Source organism: Embleya sp. NPDC056575, from assembly GCF_042793325.1.
GTDB lineage: Bacteria > Actinomycetota > Actinomycetes > Streptomycetales > Streptomycetaceae > Embleya.
The window spans coordinates 1-15,083 of the sequence record NZ_JBHTVA010000059.1; the positions used below are offsets into that span (position 1 = coordinate 1).

Below are 15,083 nucleotides of genomic sequence, written 5' to 3' on the forward strand. Positions count from 1 at the left end.
CCGGCCACCCGCCGCAGGTCGCTTTTCCCCCGACCCGGGCACCCGCCCCGACGAAAGCCCCACCCCACAGCCCCACCCCACGGCCCGGACCAACCCCGCACCAACCCCGCACCAACCGACCCGCAACCCTACTGAGGTTTCCGGGTTCGGTTGACGGTGTGTCAAATATGGGCATATCCGTGGTATGGGGAGTTCGGGGATGTCCCCGGCCGAGCGGGAGCGCCGGGAGAAGTCGCGGTTGCGGGCCGCTGGTTGGTTCGCGGAAGGTGTGTCGCAGGCGGAGGTGGCGCGCAGGTCCGGCGTGTCGCCGCAGGCGGTGTCGGTATGGCATCGCGCATGGCTGGACGGTGGGGCGGACGCGTTGCGCTCGGCCGGGCCGCCGGGTACCCGGCGGCGGGTGTCGGACGAGGGGTTCGCCGAGGTTGCGGCGGTGCTCGAGGCCGGTCCGGAGGCGGCCGGGTTCACCGGGCAGGTCTGGACGCTCGCGCGGGTCGGGCGGGTGATCACGCAGGTCACCGGGGTCGTCTACGCGTCGCCGTCCAGCGTGTGGCGACTGCTGAAGGCCCACGGCTGGTCGCGACAGCGGCCCGCGCGGCGTGCGTTGGAACGGGACAAAGAGGCGGTGACGACCTGGAGGAGCACGGTGTGGCCCCGGGTAAAACCACCGCGGAGCGGACCGGTGCGGTGATCGTCTTCGCGGACGAGACGGCGCTGTCGCTGTTGCCGCCCGTCCGCGCGACGTGGGCCCCGCGCGGTCGCACCCCGATCCTGCGGGTACGGATGGGGAAACGGCCGAAGACCTCGCTGGTCGGCTGGTGCTGTTACCCACCGGACGCAGTACCGAAGTTCCTCTACCGCATGGTGTCGGGCTCGGTCACCGACCGGGACCTGATCCGGCAACTGCCGGACATACACCGCACGTTCGACCGGCCGATCATCCTGGTGTGGGACAACCTCGGCAGTCATCGAAGCCGCCGCATGCATGCCTTCGCGGACGGCGTCGACTGGCTGACCCCGACCTTCCTCCCGCCCTATGCTCCCGACCTCAACCCGGTCGAGGGCGGGTGGGCGCACCTGAAGAACGGCCCCCTGGCCAACCTCGGCGCCCGCACCCTCGACGAACTGGTCGCCGTCGCACGCCAGGGCCTGCGACACATCCAACACCATCCCGCGCTCCTCACCGGCTTCCTCGCAGCGACCCAACTGACATGAGGACCAACAGCAACCGAATTCGCAAAGCTCAGTAAGCGCAACGTGCGCCGAGAACCCCAGGCCCACTTCCGCTGTGCTGTGGTGCTTGGAAATCGGGGCTCGGGGGTGTGCGGCCGGAGTCGTACTCTCGTAGTGCCAGGCGGAGTTCGGGTTCGGGTTCGGGTCCGGTTCGGGAAGGTGGGTCGGTGGGCGACGTGCGGTGGGGCATTGACGAGGTGGCTGGGTCCGAGGTGGCCGGTGTGTCCGACGTGGCCTACGGGTCCGACGCGGCCGGGTTGTTCGGGCCGGGCTCCGTTACCTGGCAGTTGCATGCGGATCCGGTGATGTGGGTGGCCGGGGTGCGGGCGCTTTATCTGCAGGCGTTGCATCCTCGGGCGGTGCGGGCCGTGGTGCAGAACTCGGACTTTCGGAAGGATCCCTGGGGGCGGCTGTTCCGGACGGCGGACTTCGTCGGGGTGACCACCTATGGGACGCGGGTCGAGGCGGAGCGGGCCGGGACTCGAGTGCGGCGGATTCATGCCGGGTTGCGGGCCGTCGACCCTGCCACGGGGGAGAAGTACCGCATAGACGACCCGGATTTGCTGCGCTGGATACATTGCGCCGAGGTGGGGTCCTACCTCTCCGTGGCCCGGCAGGCCGGGTTTCCGTTCACCGACGCGCTCGCCGATCGGTACCTGGACGAGCAGCGTCGTTCGGCCGAACTGGTCGGGCTCGCCGCGGACGATGTGCCCGGGTCGATGGCCGACCTCGATCGTTACTTCGACGAGATTCGACCCGAGCTCGCCATGTCGGACGAGGCGCGGGACGTGTTCGACTTCCTGCGGCGACCGCCGGTGCCGTTGGTGTTGGTGCTCGGCCGCGAGGTGTTGTGGCGGCAGGTCGCCGAGTTGGCGTACGCCGCGTTGCCCGACTGGGCCAAGGAGCTGTACGGCACACGTGGTCTGCCGTCGGCGGTGGCTCGGCCCGGGCTCAAGGTGCTGCGTCGGGTCGTCGGGGCCGCGACGCCGGTGATTCGTGCGGTATACCCGTCGCCGCACATCAGAGGGGCGATGGATCGGCTCGGTCCGGAGGTCCAGCCGTCGCCCGACCGGCTGCCGAAGCCGGGTTCCGGCGGCTGAGGTCCCCGATTCCCTGATCCCCGGAGTCCGCTTCCCCGGCCTACTTCGCCAGGAATCAGTAAGGCACCCTTTCTTTCTGGGTCTGCTCCCGTCACAATGTCAGACATTGTCAAGTAACCGGGCAGCTCGAAGGGAACCGCACGTGGCGAACGGCTTCTGGGCCCATGCGCAGGCCAATCCGGACCGGCTCGCGCTGGTGGACCCCGATGGCGCCGAGTGGACCGCGGGGGAGTTGGCCGCCGCGTCGAACCGGCTCGTGCACGGTCTGCGGGCGGCCGGGCTGGGGACCGGCGACGTGTTCGCCGCGATCCTGCCGAACTGTGCCGAGTACATCGTGGCCTACATGGCGGCGGCGCAGGCCGGGATGTACCTGGTCCCGGTCAACAATCACCTCGTCGGCCCCGAGATCGCCTGGATCCTCGCCGACAGCGAAGCCAAGGTGCTGATCGGGCACGAGCGCTTCGCGGACACGATCGTGGCCGCGGCCGACGAGGCCCGGGTGCCGGCGGCGGCGCGGTTCGCCGTCGGAGCGGTGCCGGGCTTTCGGGCGTTCGCGGAGCTGAGCGAGGGGCAGTCGGCGGAACCGCCGACCGAGCGCAGCGTGGGCGTGACGATGAACTACACCTCGGGCACCACCGGCCGCCCCCGCGGCGTGCGTCGGCCGCTGTCCGGCGGTTCGCCCGAAGAGGCCCGCTACGGCGGCACGTTGCTGATCTACGGCGTCAAGCCGTACGACGACAACGTGCACCTGGTCGGCTCGCCGCTCTACCACACCGCCGTGCTCCAGCACGCGCAGCAGTCGCTGCACATCGGGCACGCCGTGGTGCTGATGGACAAGTGGCGGCCCGAGGAGATGTTGCGGCTCATCGACCGCTACCGGGTCACCACCACGCACATGGTGCCGACCCAGTTCCACCGGCTCCTGCAACTGCCGGAGAAGACGCGGGCCGAGTACGACGTGTCGTCCCTGCGGCACGCCGTGCACGGCGCCGCGCCCTGCCCCGAGCACGTCAAGCGGGCGATGATCGAGTGGTGGGGGCCCTGCGTCGAGGAGTACTACGCCGCCAGCGAGGGCGGCGGCACCTTCTGCTCGGCGCAGGAGTGGCTGGATCGGCCCGGGACGGTCGGCAAGGCCTGGCCGATCAGCGAGATCGGCATCTTCGACGACGACGGCAACCGGCTGCCGGCCGGCGAGGTCGGCACCGTGTACATGCTCATGCGGGCCGGGGCGTTCAAGTACCACCGCGACGACGAGAAGACCCGCAAGGGCCGGATCGGCGACTGGTTCACCGTCGGCGACGTGGGCCTGCTCGACGAGGACGGCTACCTGTACCTGCGCGACCGCAAGATCGACATGATCATCTCCGGTGGCCAGAACATCTACCCCGCCGAGATCGAGGGCGCGCTGCTGCGGCACCCGGCCGTCGGCGACGCGGCGGTGTTCGGCATCCCGCACGAGGACTGGGGCGAGGAGGTCAAGGCCGTCGTCGAGGCCAACGAAGGCTTCGCGGCCGGTCCCGCGCTGGCCGAGGAATTGCTCGGTTTCTGTGCCGGACAGGTGGCCGGCTACAAGCGGCCCCGGAGCGTGGACTTCGTCGAGACGATGCCGCGCGATCCGAATGGGAAGTTGCAGAAGCGGCGACTCCGGGATCCCTATTGGGAGGGGCGCGAGCGGGCGGTCTGAGCCGATATACGAATACACCGCCCGGGATATCCCGGGCGGTGTATTCGGCGTTTCGTTTTCGTGCCGCGAACCTTTCGGGTCGCGGCAGCCGCAGGAGCGGGTCTATCCGGCGGCGGAAGCGGAAGGGGAAGCAGCAGGGGAAGCGGAAGCGGAATTGCTTTCCTCCGGTGCCGAAGCGATCGCCAGTGCCCATTGCAGGTCCGGCTTTCCCGTCGGCGTGCGCTGGGTCTGTTCGACCACGCGCATCACCCTCGGCACCTTGTAACCGGCGATCTTGGTTCGGCAGTGCTCCTGGATCGCCGCCAGGCTCGGGGTGCGGCCCTCGCGGGGCTGGACGACCACCGCGACCGTCTGGCCCCAGCGCGGGTCCGGGATGCCGACCACGATCGCGTCGTAGACCTCGGGGTGGGCCTTGACCGCGCCCTCGACCTCCTCGGTGAAGATCTTCTCGCCGCCCGAGTTGATCGTCGCCGAGCCGCGGCCGAGCAGGGTGATCCGGCCGTCGCCCTCCAGTCGGGCGTAGTCGCCCGGGACCACGTAGCGGGTGCCGTCGGGACCGGTGCGGAAGACCTCGGCCGTCTTGACCGGGTCGCCCAGGTAGCCCTGCGGGATGTTGCCCTTGCGGCCCAGGCGGCCGACCACGCCGGCGGGCAGCGGGTTCAGGTCCTCGTCGAGCACGACCGAGTCGGGGACCGCCTTGACGGTGATGCCGCTCTGCTGCTCGGTCTGGCCCTTGACCGCGACGCCGACGCCGTTGGCGCCGGACTCGGAGGCGCCGATCGCGTCGCTGACCACGATCCCCAGGCGCTCCATGAACTCCTCCTTCAACGACGGCGAGAACAGCGCCGCGCTGGAGGACAGGGCGAACAGGGCGGACAGGTCGTACGCCGCGCGCCCGTCGCGTGGCTCGTCCAGGGCCTCCAGGAGCGGACGGGCCATCGCGTCGCCGGTGATCAGGACGACGTTGACCTTCTCCGCCTCGACCCGCTCCCACACGCTGTGCGCGTCGAACTTGTCGATGAGCACCACACGGTGCCCCTTCGACAGGTTCTGCAGCACACCCCACTGGGTCGCCCCGTGCATCAGCGGCGCGATCGGGAAGGTGGTCATCTGCCCGTTGCGGCCCTTCTCGACCATCTCCTCGGGCCGCGAGACGCGCTGCCCGTTGGTGGGATCGATACCGCCGCCGAGGGCGAAGATGACGTCCTCCTGACGCCACACCACACCCTTGGGCAGACCGGTGGTGCCGCCGGTGAACAGCAGGTACAGGTCGTCGCCGGAGCGCGGGCCGAAGTCGCGGGCGGGGGAGCCGGCCGCCAGCGCGTCCTCGTAGTGCAGCGCGCCCAGGGACTCCGCGGTGACCGGGTCGGCGGCGCCGCTCTCGGTGCCGTCCTCGACCACGAGCAGGTGGCGCAGCGAGGGGACCTTGGGCGCGACCTCGGCGACCCGCCCGGTGAACTGGCGCTGGAAGACCATGGCGACGGGCTTCGCCTGGTCGAGGAGGTAGGCCAGTTCGTCCGCGACGTAACGGAAATTCACATTGATGCAGACGGCTCGGATCTTGTAGATCGCGAGCATCGCCTCCGCCCATTCGATGATGTTGAAGGCGTAGACGGCGACATGGTCGCCCGGCCGGACCCCGGAGTCCTGAAGGTGGTGGGCGAGGCGATTCGCCCGTTCCTCCAGAAGGGCATATGTACGGCGTTCACCGTTCGCGACGATCGCCTCGCGTTCGGGGTATTCCCCGGCCGCGCGCTCGAAGAGGTCGGCAAGGTTGAATTCCATGGGCGGAGCGTAAGGCGTGGGCCGGTCGATATTCCAGAGGAAATATCGTTTGGATGCCCTCGGGAAACTGTGATGCCCGCGACCGTCGCCAACACTTGACTGTGGCAAAGATATGAGCCGGCGGCGCCGCGCGGGCCGGCCGGGTCCGCCGGTACGGGCCGTCCACGCTCGCTCGCCGCGACCGCCGCGGGCGCGGGCTCAGCGCTTGGCGTACTCCCGCAGCCGTGGTCGCGCGCTCGCCAGGACCAGGACCACGCACACCCCGAGGACCCCGATCGGCACCCACGGCCAGCCGGTCAGCGCGTCGGCGGCGTCGTCCGTGCGGTTCTCGAAGTCGGTGTGCTCCGCCTCCGCGGCCACGGCCAGCGCGGTCTGGTAGTCGTAGAAGTCGAAGGCCAGGTTGCCGCGGCCGACGTTGGTGGCCAGCCCGACGGCGACATCCAGCCGGCCCCCGGCGACCGCCGCCCGCAGTGCCTGATCGTCGCGCCGGAAGGCTTCCAGGCGGGTGGCGACCTGCCGGTTCGGCACGGCCTTGTCGAGCTCGATCGACTTGTCCTTGAACGCCTGGCCGTACGCCCGGGCGCGGTCGGGCAGGATCACAAACCGGCTCTCGTCCGCGTTCGCCTCCGACGCCGTCGCCCGGGCCCGGGCCAGCGTCAGGAACGGATCGAACGCCTGCGTCTCCGCGTCGCGCAGCCGGGACGCGTGGTCGGTGAACAGGACGGCGGCCGTGCCGGTGAGCGCGGCCACGGCGATGGTCACCGCGGCCAGCCCCGGCACCACCACCCGGCGGAAGCGGCGGGCCCACCAGACCTGGCCGACGACCAGGATCACCACGAGCACCAGGCCGACGAGCCCGATCGCGAGCGCCGCCCAGCGTGCGTGCGTACGGTCCGCGTCCGCGTCGGCGGCCAGCTTCTCGCCGGCGCCGCGGCCGAGCGCGTCGGCGGCCGGCAGCAGTTCGTCGTGCAGGAGGGAGGTGGCGTTCACGAAGTAGTTGAGCGCGACGACCGGCGGGCGGGCGACGGCGCGGTTCTCGACCTGATCGTCCTCCAGGCGGGCCTGCGCGACATACGCGTCGTACTTGCCGAGCCCGTCGATCAGCGTCTGCACGGTCCGCGACGAGGCGCCGCCCGCGGCGAGCTTTTGGATGTTCTCGGTGACCGAGGCGCGCCGCTGGCGCATCTGCCGCAGCGCCAGTTGCCGGTTGCCGATCTGCTCGTCGGAGCCGACCAGGAGCACGTTGGCCACCTGCGCGTCCAGATCGGCGAGCGCGAAATACAGGTCGGCCGCGGCCCGCGCGCGGGGGGCCGAGGTGTGCGCGACCTCGTCGAGGCCCGATCCGGCGTTGCCGGAGCCGACCGCGATCCCGGCGGCGAGTACGACGATGCCGGTCAGGACCAGCGCCACGAACGCGTACAGCCTTGCCGGCACCGCCCCCATCGGCCGCAGCCGCAGGGATATTCGGGCCACCGCCCTGTCCGAACTCGGCACAACCGGCGCGGCCTGCGGCGGCGAGGGCACATACGCGGGGGCCGGGGGCGCAGGCGGGGCAGTCGATGCAGCCATGACGAAACGGTAGGCACAGGCCGCGAAGGCCCAATGGGACAACGATGGCGCGGACACGAAAATCACGTGAACATCCGTGTTTTCGAGGGGAGTTCGAGCGGTTCCGACACATCCCCACGAACCCCCTCGGGGCCGACGGGTCGTGCGGAACTCCTCGACTCCTCGACTCCTCGGGAGCCCGGCTCCCAGGCGATGCGACGGGGCGACAAAGCGACGGGGCGGGGTGCGGAGGTGCGGAGGTGCAAGGGGCGCACGGCGTTGTACCGGCTCTGACCGCGCGCGACCCGGAGGCCGCCGCGAGGCTCCCGCGCGCTGCCGGCGCGCTCCCCCCGGCGCGCGTTTCGCGCGGTCGCGCGCCCTGCTCCGAGCGTGTGCGTGACTGACGCTTGGTCAGCCCTCGGTTGCGCCCAGTTGTGTCACCCACGCGGATGAACCGCGCGGCGTGTGCCGGCTATGCCCCCCGTTAACCGCTTTGGTGACGGGCGGATTCGCACTGCGAAGGGCTGTTGCGGAGCAGTCTTTGGCATGTAGCGTTGTCCGCGGTTGCAGCAGTAGATGTAGTTCCCTCGCACGTCCAACGCCTGCGGACATCAACAGCCGTGGGCGTTTTTCGCTCCTCACAGCGAGGGCATCCCGGGGTAACGCGGGGAGTGGGACCACTCGACGGTTCGCGACCCGGGCATCACGAGGTGTGGTGTCCGTGGGTTACGTGAAGGAATCAAGACATGGCCACCGGTACGGTCAAGTGGTTCAACGCCGACAAGGGCTACGGCTTCATCTCGCAGGACGACGGCGGCGCTGACGTCTTCGTCCACTTCTCCGCCATCCAGACGAACGGCTACCGTTCGCTGGAGGAGAACCAGCGCGTGGAGTTCGAGGTCACGCAGGGTCAGAAGGGCCCGCAGGCCGAGATGGTTCGCCCGCTCTGAATCGGTCCCGCGGCTCCGGCAACGGACCGCAGACCTAGCAAGGCCCGCGCCCGTGCAGGGTGCGGGCCTTGGGGCTTTTCCGGCGCCGATCCCCGGCGGGTACGGTGCCCCGCCCCGCTCGCTGCCGCAGCGGCCCGGCTGCCCGAAGCCGGCGTGCCGCGACCGGCGCGCGTGCGGCGGTGGGTGTGGCCGGCGGCACGCCGGGGGGCCACTAGCATGTCTGTATGGGTTTCCTGCGCCGCCGCCCCCCGTCCGGGCCGGATTTCGACGTTCTCGCCATCCCGTTCGGTGACTGGCCCGGTTCCGTGGTCGTGGCCATGTTGCCCGGGGAGGACGGCAGTTGCCAGGGGATCTTCGTCCGCTACGACCTGCTGGCCAACCGCGGCCCCGCGATGTTGATCGGCAACCTGCCGCCCGGCTCGCCCGCGCGGGAGGAAGGCGTCGGCCGGATCGAGGCCCAGCAGCTCGTCGCCGCCCTCGGCCACGAGGAGATGCCGGAAGAGTTGTCCACCGAGGACACCCCGATCATGCTCGGTGACGACCTGCTGATCGTGCGCAAGGTCAAGTACGCCGAGGGTCGGCTCGCCTGCGTGGAGTTCGACCGCAGCGACAACGTCCTGGTGCGCATCGTGACCTGGGATCGCCCGATCACCGACGACGTCTTCCAACTCCTCAAGCCGATCGACTCGGAGACCTTCGGCGGCTGAGGCCGCGGGGTCGCGGGGCGAGCCGCACCCCGAGCCCGTGAGCCGCCCGCGCTACCGCGTGCCGATCGCGGCGCGCACCGCTCGGCGGACCATCCCGCAGTCGTCGTGCAGCCGGCGCAACAGCCGGCGCTGCTCCTCGCCGACCGGACCCACGTCGTTGAGCCGGATCTCCCGGACCAGCACCAGCATCAGATTGACCAGGAACGCGTCGCGCGCGAGCGAGCCGGACTGCTGGGCGGTCTGGATCAACTGCCGGCGGGTCATCGGATCCCGGGCCAGCAGGGTCCACAACACGGCCAGGTCGTAGCCGGGCAGGTGGTAGCCGGACGACTCCCAGTCGACCAGCGCCGCGCCCTGCGCGGTCAGCAGCACGTTGGACAACACCGCGTCGCCGTGGCAGAACTGCGCGGGCACCCGGCTGAGGCCGCGAAGCAGCTGGGCCAGGTCGCCGGCGTCGCGATCGGTGAGCAGGCCGAGCTTGTGGTACCGGTCGACCCGGGCCGGATAGTCGAACGCGAGCGGGAAGGACCCGGGAGGGGGCTTCCAACGGTTCAGGGTGGCGAACGTGTGCAGGACCGCGCGTACGTCGGCCCGGGCCAGCGCGGTGCCCGGATGACGCTCGTTGGCCGCCGGCCGGCCGGCCACGTGTTCCATCACCAGGATGCGGCGCTCGGGATCGGCGGCGATCAGCCTGGGCACCCGCACCGGCGGGCGCTGGCGGGTGAAGGTGCGATACGCGTTGACCTCGTGCCGGAAACGCTGGAGCCAGTGCGGCGAGGGGTCGGTCAGGTACTTCACCACGACCGGGCCGCGCCCGACCGAACCGGACAGCAGCAACGAGCGCGGCGTGCGCCGCAGCACCGCTCCGGCGGTGAAGCCGGGACACACCCGCGCGGCGAGCGCGGCGACCGCCTCCGGACCCGGACCCTGTTGCGGCATGCGAGGTACTCCCGGGCCCGCTCCACCGGCGGCCACGGCCGCGCCGGTCGCGACCGCGGCGTTCGCCGAGATCGCCGTGTTCGACGCCGCCACCGTGCCGGCGGGTGTCGAACCACCGGTGGGCATACGCCTGTTCGGCCCGGGAATGCCCGGTCGTGAGGCGGCGGATCCTGGGGTGGTCGAGCGGCCCGGGGTGGTGGACGTCGTGGATGACATGTAAACCTTCCTGCGCTGCCGAGGGGCGGATCCGGCCGCGCGACGGGTGGGGGCCCACGTGCCGGATCCACCATCCACAACACTCCCGAATCCGGGTGGTGATCCACGTGGCGCACCCTGGCGAACCCTGGCGAATCGGAGCCGGCTGCTCCGGACCCGGCTAGCCTCGGTCCGGCAGGCGGCCTCCCGAGGACGCTTTCGAGCCACGGTCCCCACATCAACGGGCGGTTTGTCATGCGCCGGGAACCCAACACCAAACTGGTGGATCTCTTCGCCCTGACCGGGTGGTCCAAGGGCGAACTCGCCCGACTCGTCAACCGGCGGGCCGCAGCGATGGGCCATCCCCAGCTTGCCACGGACACCTCGAGGGTCCGGCGCTGGCTGGAGGACGGCGAGCGTCCGCGCGACCCGGTTCCCCGGGTCCTTGCCGCGCTCTTCACCGAGCGGCTCGGGCGTGTCGTCACCTCCGAGGACCTCGGCCTCACCGGCCGCCCCCGGCACAACGCGCAGGTCGTCCAAGAGGACCTGCCGTGGAGCACGGACCGTACGGTGACCGCGCTGACCGAGTTCACCGGCATGGACCTGATGCTCAATCGGCACGGCTTCACCGGCGGCGGGTTCGCGCTGGTCGCCGGTCCGGCACTGGTGGCCAACTTCGATCGTTGGCTCAGCCCGGGGCTCGGGGTGCCCAACCCGCGCGGCGCGCCCGCCGATCCGGTGTCCTACGGCCTCGCGGACGCCGGCCCGATCGGCGCCGAGGAGGTCACCGCGCTGGAGAACGCGGTCACGGTCTTTCGCACCTGGGACGCGGATCGCGGCGGCGGGCTGCAACGCAAGGCGGTGATCGGTCAGTTGAACGAGGTCGGCAATCTGCTGACCTATCCCAATCCGCTGCCGATCACCCGCCGGCTGTGGCACGTGGCGGCCAACCTCGCCGCGCTGGCCGGCTGGATGTCGCACGACGTGGGGCTCGACCCCACCGCGCAGAACTACTTCGTGATCGCGGCGCACGCGGCCCGGGAGGCGGGTGATCTCCCACGCGCGGCCGAGGCGTTGTCGCGCGCGGCGCGGCAGATGGTGCACCTGGAGCGCCCGGCCGACGCGCTGGCGCTGATCGAGCTGGCGCAGCGTACGGCGGGCGATCGGGCGGGCGCGACCACCCGCGCGATGTTCCACACCGTGGAGGCGTGGGCGCAGGCCGCGCTCGGCCGGGCCGCGGACTGTCGGCGCACGCTGGGTCGGGCCGAGGCCGAGTTCGGCCGGTCGCGCCCGGAGCAGGATCCGGACTGGGTGGCCTTCTTCGATTCGGCCGACCTGCACGGCATGCAGGCCCTGGTGTACCGCACGCTGGCCGAGCTGGACCCGACGGCGGCCGGTCGCGCGCAGGAACACGCGGAGAAGGCCCTGGAACTGCGCGCGAGAGGGCACGAGCGGGCGAAGACCTTCGACCTGATCTCGCTGGCCTCGGCATGCCTTCTGGACGGCCAACCGGACCGGGGCGCGCACCACGCCCGGCTCGCGGTTCGCGCGGCCGGCGAGGTCAGCTCCAAGCGCACCTGGGACCGCCTGGAGGTGCTGCGCAAACTCACCGACCGCTACCGCGACGTCCCCGAGGTGCACGCGCTTCGCCGAGAACTCGCCGAGGGCACCTGAACGCCACCCCCACCGCCCGGCCGGCCACCGATCGGGCGACCACCCTCGAACGCTCGCCCGGCACCGCCCGACGAGCCGTCACCGGGGGGTCGACCGCCCCCACGACCGAGGGAAACCGCATGCTCGCCCGCCCCGACGGTCGACCCTCACCGCACGCACACCGCCATCACGCACGCGTCGTCCTCGTACCGGGTGTGCCCCAGCCGACTGAGCACCACGTCCACGCACGTCCGCGCGCTCGCCCCGAGCACCAGCGGCCCCAGGCCCAGGAGCGCGCGGACCGCCTCCTCTGTACCGCGCCCACGTCGCTCGACCAACCCGTCGGTGAAGATCAACAGCACGTCCCCGGAACGGAGTTCGACCCGGTCCTCGACGAACTGCGGCTCGTCCAGCGCGCCCAGCAACACCCCGAACGGCGCCGCCAGCGCCCGCCCGGTCCCCTCCCGGTACAGCAGCGGCGGCGGATGCCCGCCCTGCGCCCACGTCAACACCCGCGTCGCCGGCGCGAATCGCGCACACACGGCGGTGGCCACCTTGTCCGCGGGCAGCGTGTGCACCACGATCCGATTCAGCGCCGCCAGCATCGCGGCGGGGCCCGCCCCCGTCATCGCCACCCCCTGGAGCGCCCCGCGCAGCGTGGTCATCCCGGACGCCGCCGCGACCCCGTGCCCGGACATGTCGCCGACCGCGAGCAGCACGTCCCCGTCCGGCAGCGCGAGCGCGTCGTACCAGTCGCCGCCCACCTTCGAGTCCTGCTCGGCGGGAAAGTAGCGGGTGGCCACCTCGATCCCGGGCAGCTCGATCGGCCGGGTCCACCACGGCATCACCACCCGCTGCAACTCGGCGGCGATGCGATGCTCCGAGCGCAACAGTCGGCGCTGGGCCAGCAGTTGCGCTCGCGTCTCGGTCAACGCCTGCTGGGTGCGTCGCAGTTCGGTGATGTCGCGCAGCAGCGCCCAGATCGCGTGCGGGGTGCCGTCGGCGTCGAGGACCGGCTCGCCGACGAACTGCACGGACACCCGGGTGCCGTCGCGGCGCACGATCCGGAACTCGCCCTCGACGCCGTTCGCCTGTTCGAGCAGTTCACGCACCAGGTCGGCGACGAACGCCCGGTCCTCGGCCGCCGCGTGCTCGGCCAACGCGGCCAGCGGCAGCGGTCCCAACGCCCGGTCCCGGTCGAAGAGCGCGTACATCTCCGCCGACCAGCGCACGTCGTCGCGATCGAGATGCCACTCGGCGCTGGCCACCGGACCCGAACCGGGCGCGGTCTCGCGCGGCGCGCAGGTCCCGCGCTGCTCGGGCAGCAGACCGCTCGGATCCGGCTCGACGAACAACCGGCGCAGGTGCCGCCAGGGCAGCGCGGCGTCCTCGGCGTCGTCGACCGTGAAGGGCGTCAAGGTGGTGGCGACCGTGAAGGGCGCCGCCGGCCCGGCATCCGACGGCCGCATCGCGCTGCGCGCCGGCGTGCAGGCCGCGAGCCCCGGATCGTCCGCCTGCCGGTGCTCGGGGTCGTCGATGTCCAGACTCAGGCGGGCCAGGTACTCCGCCGCCCGACCGAGGCTGCACGCGAGCAGATCGCACAGCAGGTCGCGCCGATACGCGTCGTCGCCGGCCGCGGGATCCGCACCCGCGAGGATCGGGCCCGGCAGGCCGCCCGGTCCCGCGCCGGGGCCGAATTCGCGCCGCAGGGCGTCGAGTTCGGCCCGCATCCGGCCGATGTGCGCACGCCACCGGGACGGATCCGCCACGGCGGCTGCGTCCACGGGGTGTTCGGGCCGTTCGCGCATCCGCTCGCGCTCCTCCGGACATGACCTGGCAGGGGTGCAATGAACTGTCGCACATCAAAGGCCCGGACGCGGATGAAACCACGGTAACCGGCATGCTTGTGGCGGATTGCCCATTTCGCTGTCCGGAGATGGCGAAAGGGGCTCGATCGCGACCACGATCGAGCCCCCTGCGGGCCACGCGAACAGAACCGGACACCCCGCCCGACCGGATTCGAGCGGCGGCGTCGCGATACGGCGTGTCGGCACGCCGGGCACCGGTCCGCGGCGTCGGGCCCGGCCGCCGCGCGGATCAGCCCAACTCGTTCCCCAGGATCGAGATGAACGACACCATGTCGCCCGGATACCCGCCCAGGTTGTGCGTCAACGCCAACTTGCGCCCGTCCGCCGGGATCCGCCGCTCCGCCGGCGCCGCGCCGCGCAGTTGCAGCCACGCCTCGAACATCATCCGCAGCCCGGACGCGCCCACCGGGTGCCCGAAGCTCTTCAGCCCGCCGTCCGGGTTGACCGGCAGCCGACCGTCCAGGTCGAACGCGCCGGCCAGGACGTCCTTCCAGGCGGTGCCACGATCGGCGAACCGCAGGTCCTCCATCAGCACCAGCTCGGTCGGCGTGAAGCAGTCGTGCACCTCGGCCATCGCCAACTCCTCGCGCGGATTGGTGACCCCGGCCTGGCGGTACGCGTCCTCGGCGCAGGCGGCGATCTCGCGGAACGTGGTGTAGTCGTACTCCGGGTCGATCACCCCCGACCCGTTGCCCGCCACCAGGGACAGTGCCTTGATGTACAGCGGCTTGTCCGTGTACAGGTGCGCGTCCTCGGCCCGGACCACGATCGCCGCCGCCGCACCGTCCGCGACGCCCGCGCAGTCGAACACGCCCAGCTGCCCGGCGAGTTTGGGCATCGCGGAGATCTTCTCGGCGGCGATCTCCTTGCGGAACTGCGCGCGCGGGTTGCGCGCGCCGTTGTAGTGGTTCTTCGCCGCGATGTGCGAGAGCACCTCGCGCATCTCCGCCTCGGAGACCCCGTACTTCTCGCCGTACGCTGGCACCACCATCGAGAACATGGCCGCCGCGGTGAGGGTGCGCGCGGTGCCGTCGCCGGGGATCGGGAAGGCGTTCAGACCCTGGAACCCGCCGTCCTTGACCTTCTCGACGCCCACCGCCATGGCCACGTCGTACGCGCCGGACGCGACCGCGTAGGCGGCCTGGCGCAGCGCGTCCGAGCCGGTCGCGCACATGTTCTCCACGCGCGTGACCGGCTTGCCCTGGAGCTGCAACGGCTTGGCCAGGGTCAACCCGGACATGCCCGACTGCGCGGTGCCCAGCCAGTACGCGTCGACCTGCTCCTTGCCCACGCCCGCGTCGGCGAACGCCTCGGCGGTCGCCTCGATCAGCAGGTCGTCGGTGCCCCGGTCCCAGTGCTCGACGAAGGGTGTGCAGCCCATCCCGACGATGGCGACGCGGTCCTTGATGCCGTGCGATCCCATG

The 15,083-nt window shown here is 71.4% G+C and carries 13 protein-coding genes; 8 read left to right on the forward strand and 5 right to left on the reverse strand.

The genetic code is table 11. The annotated features are described in order from the left end of the window. Window positions 1-199 precede the first annotated feature (199 nt). From ACFRCG_RS35540 to ACFRCG_RS35555, 4 genes are all read left to right on the forward strand, one after another. On the forward strand, window positions 200-688 hold the full coding sequence (locus ACFRCG_RS35540) for a winged helix-turn-helix domain-containing protein (protein ID WP_380039240.1): 489 nt from the start codon (window positions 200-202) through the stop codon (window positions 686-688). After that, entirely contained in the window at window positions 646-1,212 is a 567-nt protein-coding gene (locus ACFRCG_RS35545; protein WP_380039242.1) for a transposase, read from the forward strand. Before ACFRCG_RS35540 ends, ACFRCG_RS35545 begins: the two co-directional genes overlap by 43 nt. Before the next feature lie 239 nt (window positions 1,213-1,451). Continuing rightward, a complete protein-coding gene (locus ACFRCG_RS35550) occupies window positions 1,452-2,330 on the forward strand; it encodes an oxygenase MpaB family protein (protein ID WP_380039244.1) in 879 nt (292 codons plus the stop codon). Between the two features lie 142 nt (window positions 2,331-2,472). Continuing rightward, entirely contained in the window at window positions 2,473-4,014 is a 1,542-nt protein-coding gene (locus tag ACFRCG_RS35555; RefSeq protein WP_380039246.1) for an acyl-CoA synthetase, read from the forward strand. A gap of 102 nt (window positions 4,015-4,116) precedes the next feature. On the opposite strand, the gene ACFRCG_RS35560 is transcribed toward ACFRCG_RS35555, so the two are convergent. Continuing rightward, window positions 4,117-5,799: an acyl-CoA synthetase gene (locus ACFRCG_RS35560; RefSeq protein ID WP_380039248.1), complete on the reverse strand. Its 1,683-nt coding sequence runs from the start codon at window positions 5,797-5,799 to the stop codon at window positions 4,117-4,119. A gap of 198 nt (window positions 5,800-5,997) precedes the next feature. After that, a complete protein-coding gene (locus ACFRCG_RS35565; RefSeq protein ID WP_380039250.1) occupies window positions 5,998-7,368 on the reverse strand; it encodes a hypothetical protein in 1,371 nt (456 codons plus the stop codon). A gap of 725 nt (window positions 7,369-8,093) precedes the next feature. On the opposite strand from ACFRCG_RS35565, the gene ACFRCG_RS35570 reads away from it, so the two are divergent. Beyond that, window positions 8,094-8,297 (forward strand): cold-shock protein, encoded by a 204-nt coding sequence (locus ACFRCG_RS35570; RefSeq protein WP_020557813.1) that lies wholly within the window; start codon window positions 8,094-8,096, stop codon window positions 8,295-8,297. 224 nt (window positions 8,298-8,521) lie between these two features. Then, window positions 8,522-9,004, forward strand: coding sequence for a hypothetical protein (locus ACFRCG_RS35575; RefSeq protein ID WP_380039252.1), 483 nt, complete (start codon window positions 8,522-8,524; stop codon window positions 9,002-9,004). Between the two features lie 51 nt (window positions 9,005-9,055). Here ACFRCG_RS35575 and ACFRCG_RS35580 read toward each other — a convergent pair whose 3' ends face one another. Continuing rightward, a complete protein-coding gene (locus ACFRCG_RS35580) occupies window positions 9,056-9,943 on the reverse strand; it encodes an aminoglycoside phosphotransferase family protein (RefSeq protein WP_380039254.1) in 888 nt (295 codons plus the stop codon). Between ACFRCG_RS35580 and ACFRCG_RS35585 the strand changes: the two genes are divergently transcribed. Together ACFRCG_RS35585 and ACFRCG_RS35590 are read left to right on the forward strand one after the other, a co-directional pair. Next, a complete protein-coding gene (locus tag ACFRCG_RS35585; protein WP_380039256.1) occupies window positions 9,942-10,163 on the forward strand; it encodes a hypothetical protein in 222 nt (73 codons plus the stop codon). The genes ACFRCG_RS35580 and ACFRCG_RS35585 overlap by 2 nt on opposite strands. A gap of 230 nt (window positions 10,164-10,393) precedes the next feature. Continuing rightward, window positions 10,394-11,812, forward strand: a complete 1,419-nt coding sequence (locus tag ACFRCG_RS35590; protein WP_380039258.1) for a hypothetical protein — start codon at window positions 10,394-10,396, stop codon at window positions 11,810-11,812. A gap of 146 nt (window positions 11,813-11,958) precedes the next feature. On the opposite strand, the gene ACFRCG_RS35595 is transcribed toward ACFRCG_RS35590, so the two are convergent. Both ACFRCG_RS35595 and ACFRCG_RS35600 read right to left on the reverse strand, forming a co-directional pair. After that, window positions 11,959-13,599 (reverse strand): PP2C family protein-serine/threonine phosphatase, encoded by a 1,641-nt coding sequence (locus ACFRCG_RS35595; protein ID WP_380039260.1) that lies wholly within the window; start codon window positions 13,597-13,599, stop codon window positions 11,959-11,961. A gap of 289 nt (window positions 13,600-13,888) precedes the next feature. Next, window positions 13,889-15,082, reverse strand: a complete 1,194-nt coding sequence (locus tag ACFRCG_RS35600) for an acetyl-CoA acetyltransferase (protein WP_380039262.1) — start codon at window positions 15,080-15,082, stop codon at window positions 13,889-13,891. Window position 15,083 lies beyond the last annotated feature (1 nt).

Excerpts from the sequence above, each read along its gene's own strand:
- ACFRCG_RS35595 (WP_380039260.1), bottom strand. The coding sequence starts at position 13,599 with ATGCGCGAACGGCCCGAACACCCCGTGGACGCAGCCGCCGTGGCGGAT.
- ACFRCG_RS35590 (WP_380039258.1), top strand. The coding sequence starts at position 10,394 with ATGCGCCGGGAACCCAACACCAAACTGGTGGATCTCTTCGCCCTGACC.
- ACFRCG_RS35600 (WP_380039262.1), bottom strand. The coding sequence starts at position 15,082 with ATGGGATCGCACGGCATCAAGGACCGCGTCGCCATCGTCGGGATGGGC.
- ACFRCG_RS35580 (WP_380039254.1), bottom strand. The coding sequence starts at position 9,943 with ATGCCGCAACAGGGTCCGGGTCCGGAGGCGGTCGCCGCGCTCGCCGCG.
- ACFRCG_RS35585 (WP_380039256.1), top strand. The coding sequence starts at position 9,942 with ATGCGAGGTACTCCCGGGCCCGCTCCACCGGCGGCCACGGCCGCGCCG.
- ACFRCG_RS35560 (WP_380039248.1), bottom strand. The coding sequence starts at position 5,799 with ATGGAATTCAACCTTGCCGACCTCTTCGAGCGCGCGGCCGGGGAATAC.
- ACFRCG_RS35540 (WP_380039240.1), top strand. The coding sequence starts at position 200 with ATGTCCCCGGCCGAGCGGGAGCGCCGGGAGAAGTCGCGGTTGCGGGCC.
- ACFRCG_RS35565 (WP_380039250.1), bottom strand. The coding sequence starts at position 7,368 with ATGGCTGCATCGACTGCCCCGCCTGCGCCCCCGGCCCCCGCGTATGTG.
- ACFRCG_RS35575 (WP_380039252.1), top strand. The coding sequence starts at position 8,522 with ATGGGTTTCCTGCGCCGCCGCCCCCCGTCCGGGCCGGATTTCGACGTT.
- ACFRCG_RS35570 (WP_020557813.1), top strand. The coding sequence starts at position 8,094 with ATGGCCACCGGTACGGTCAAGTGGTTCAACGCCGACAAGGGCTACGGC.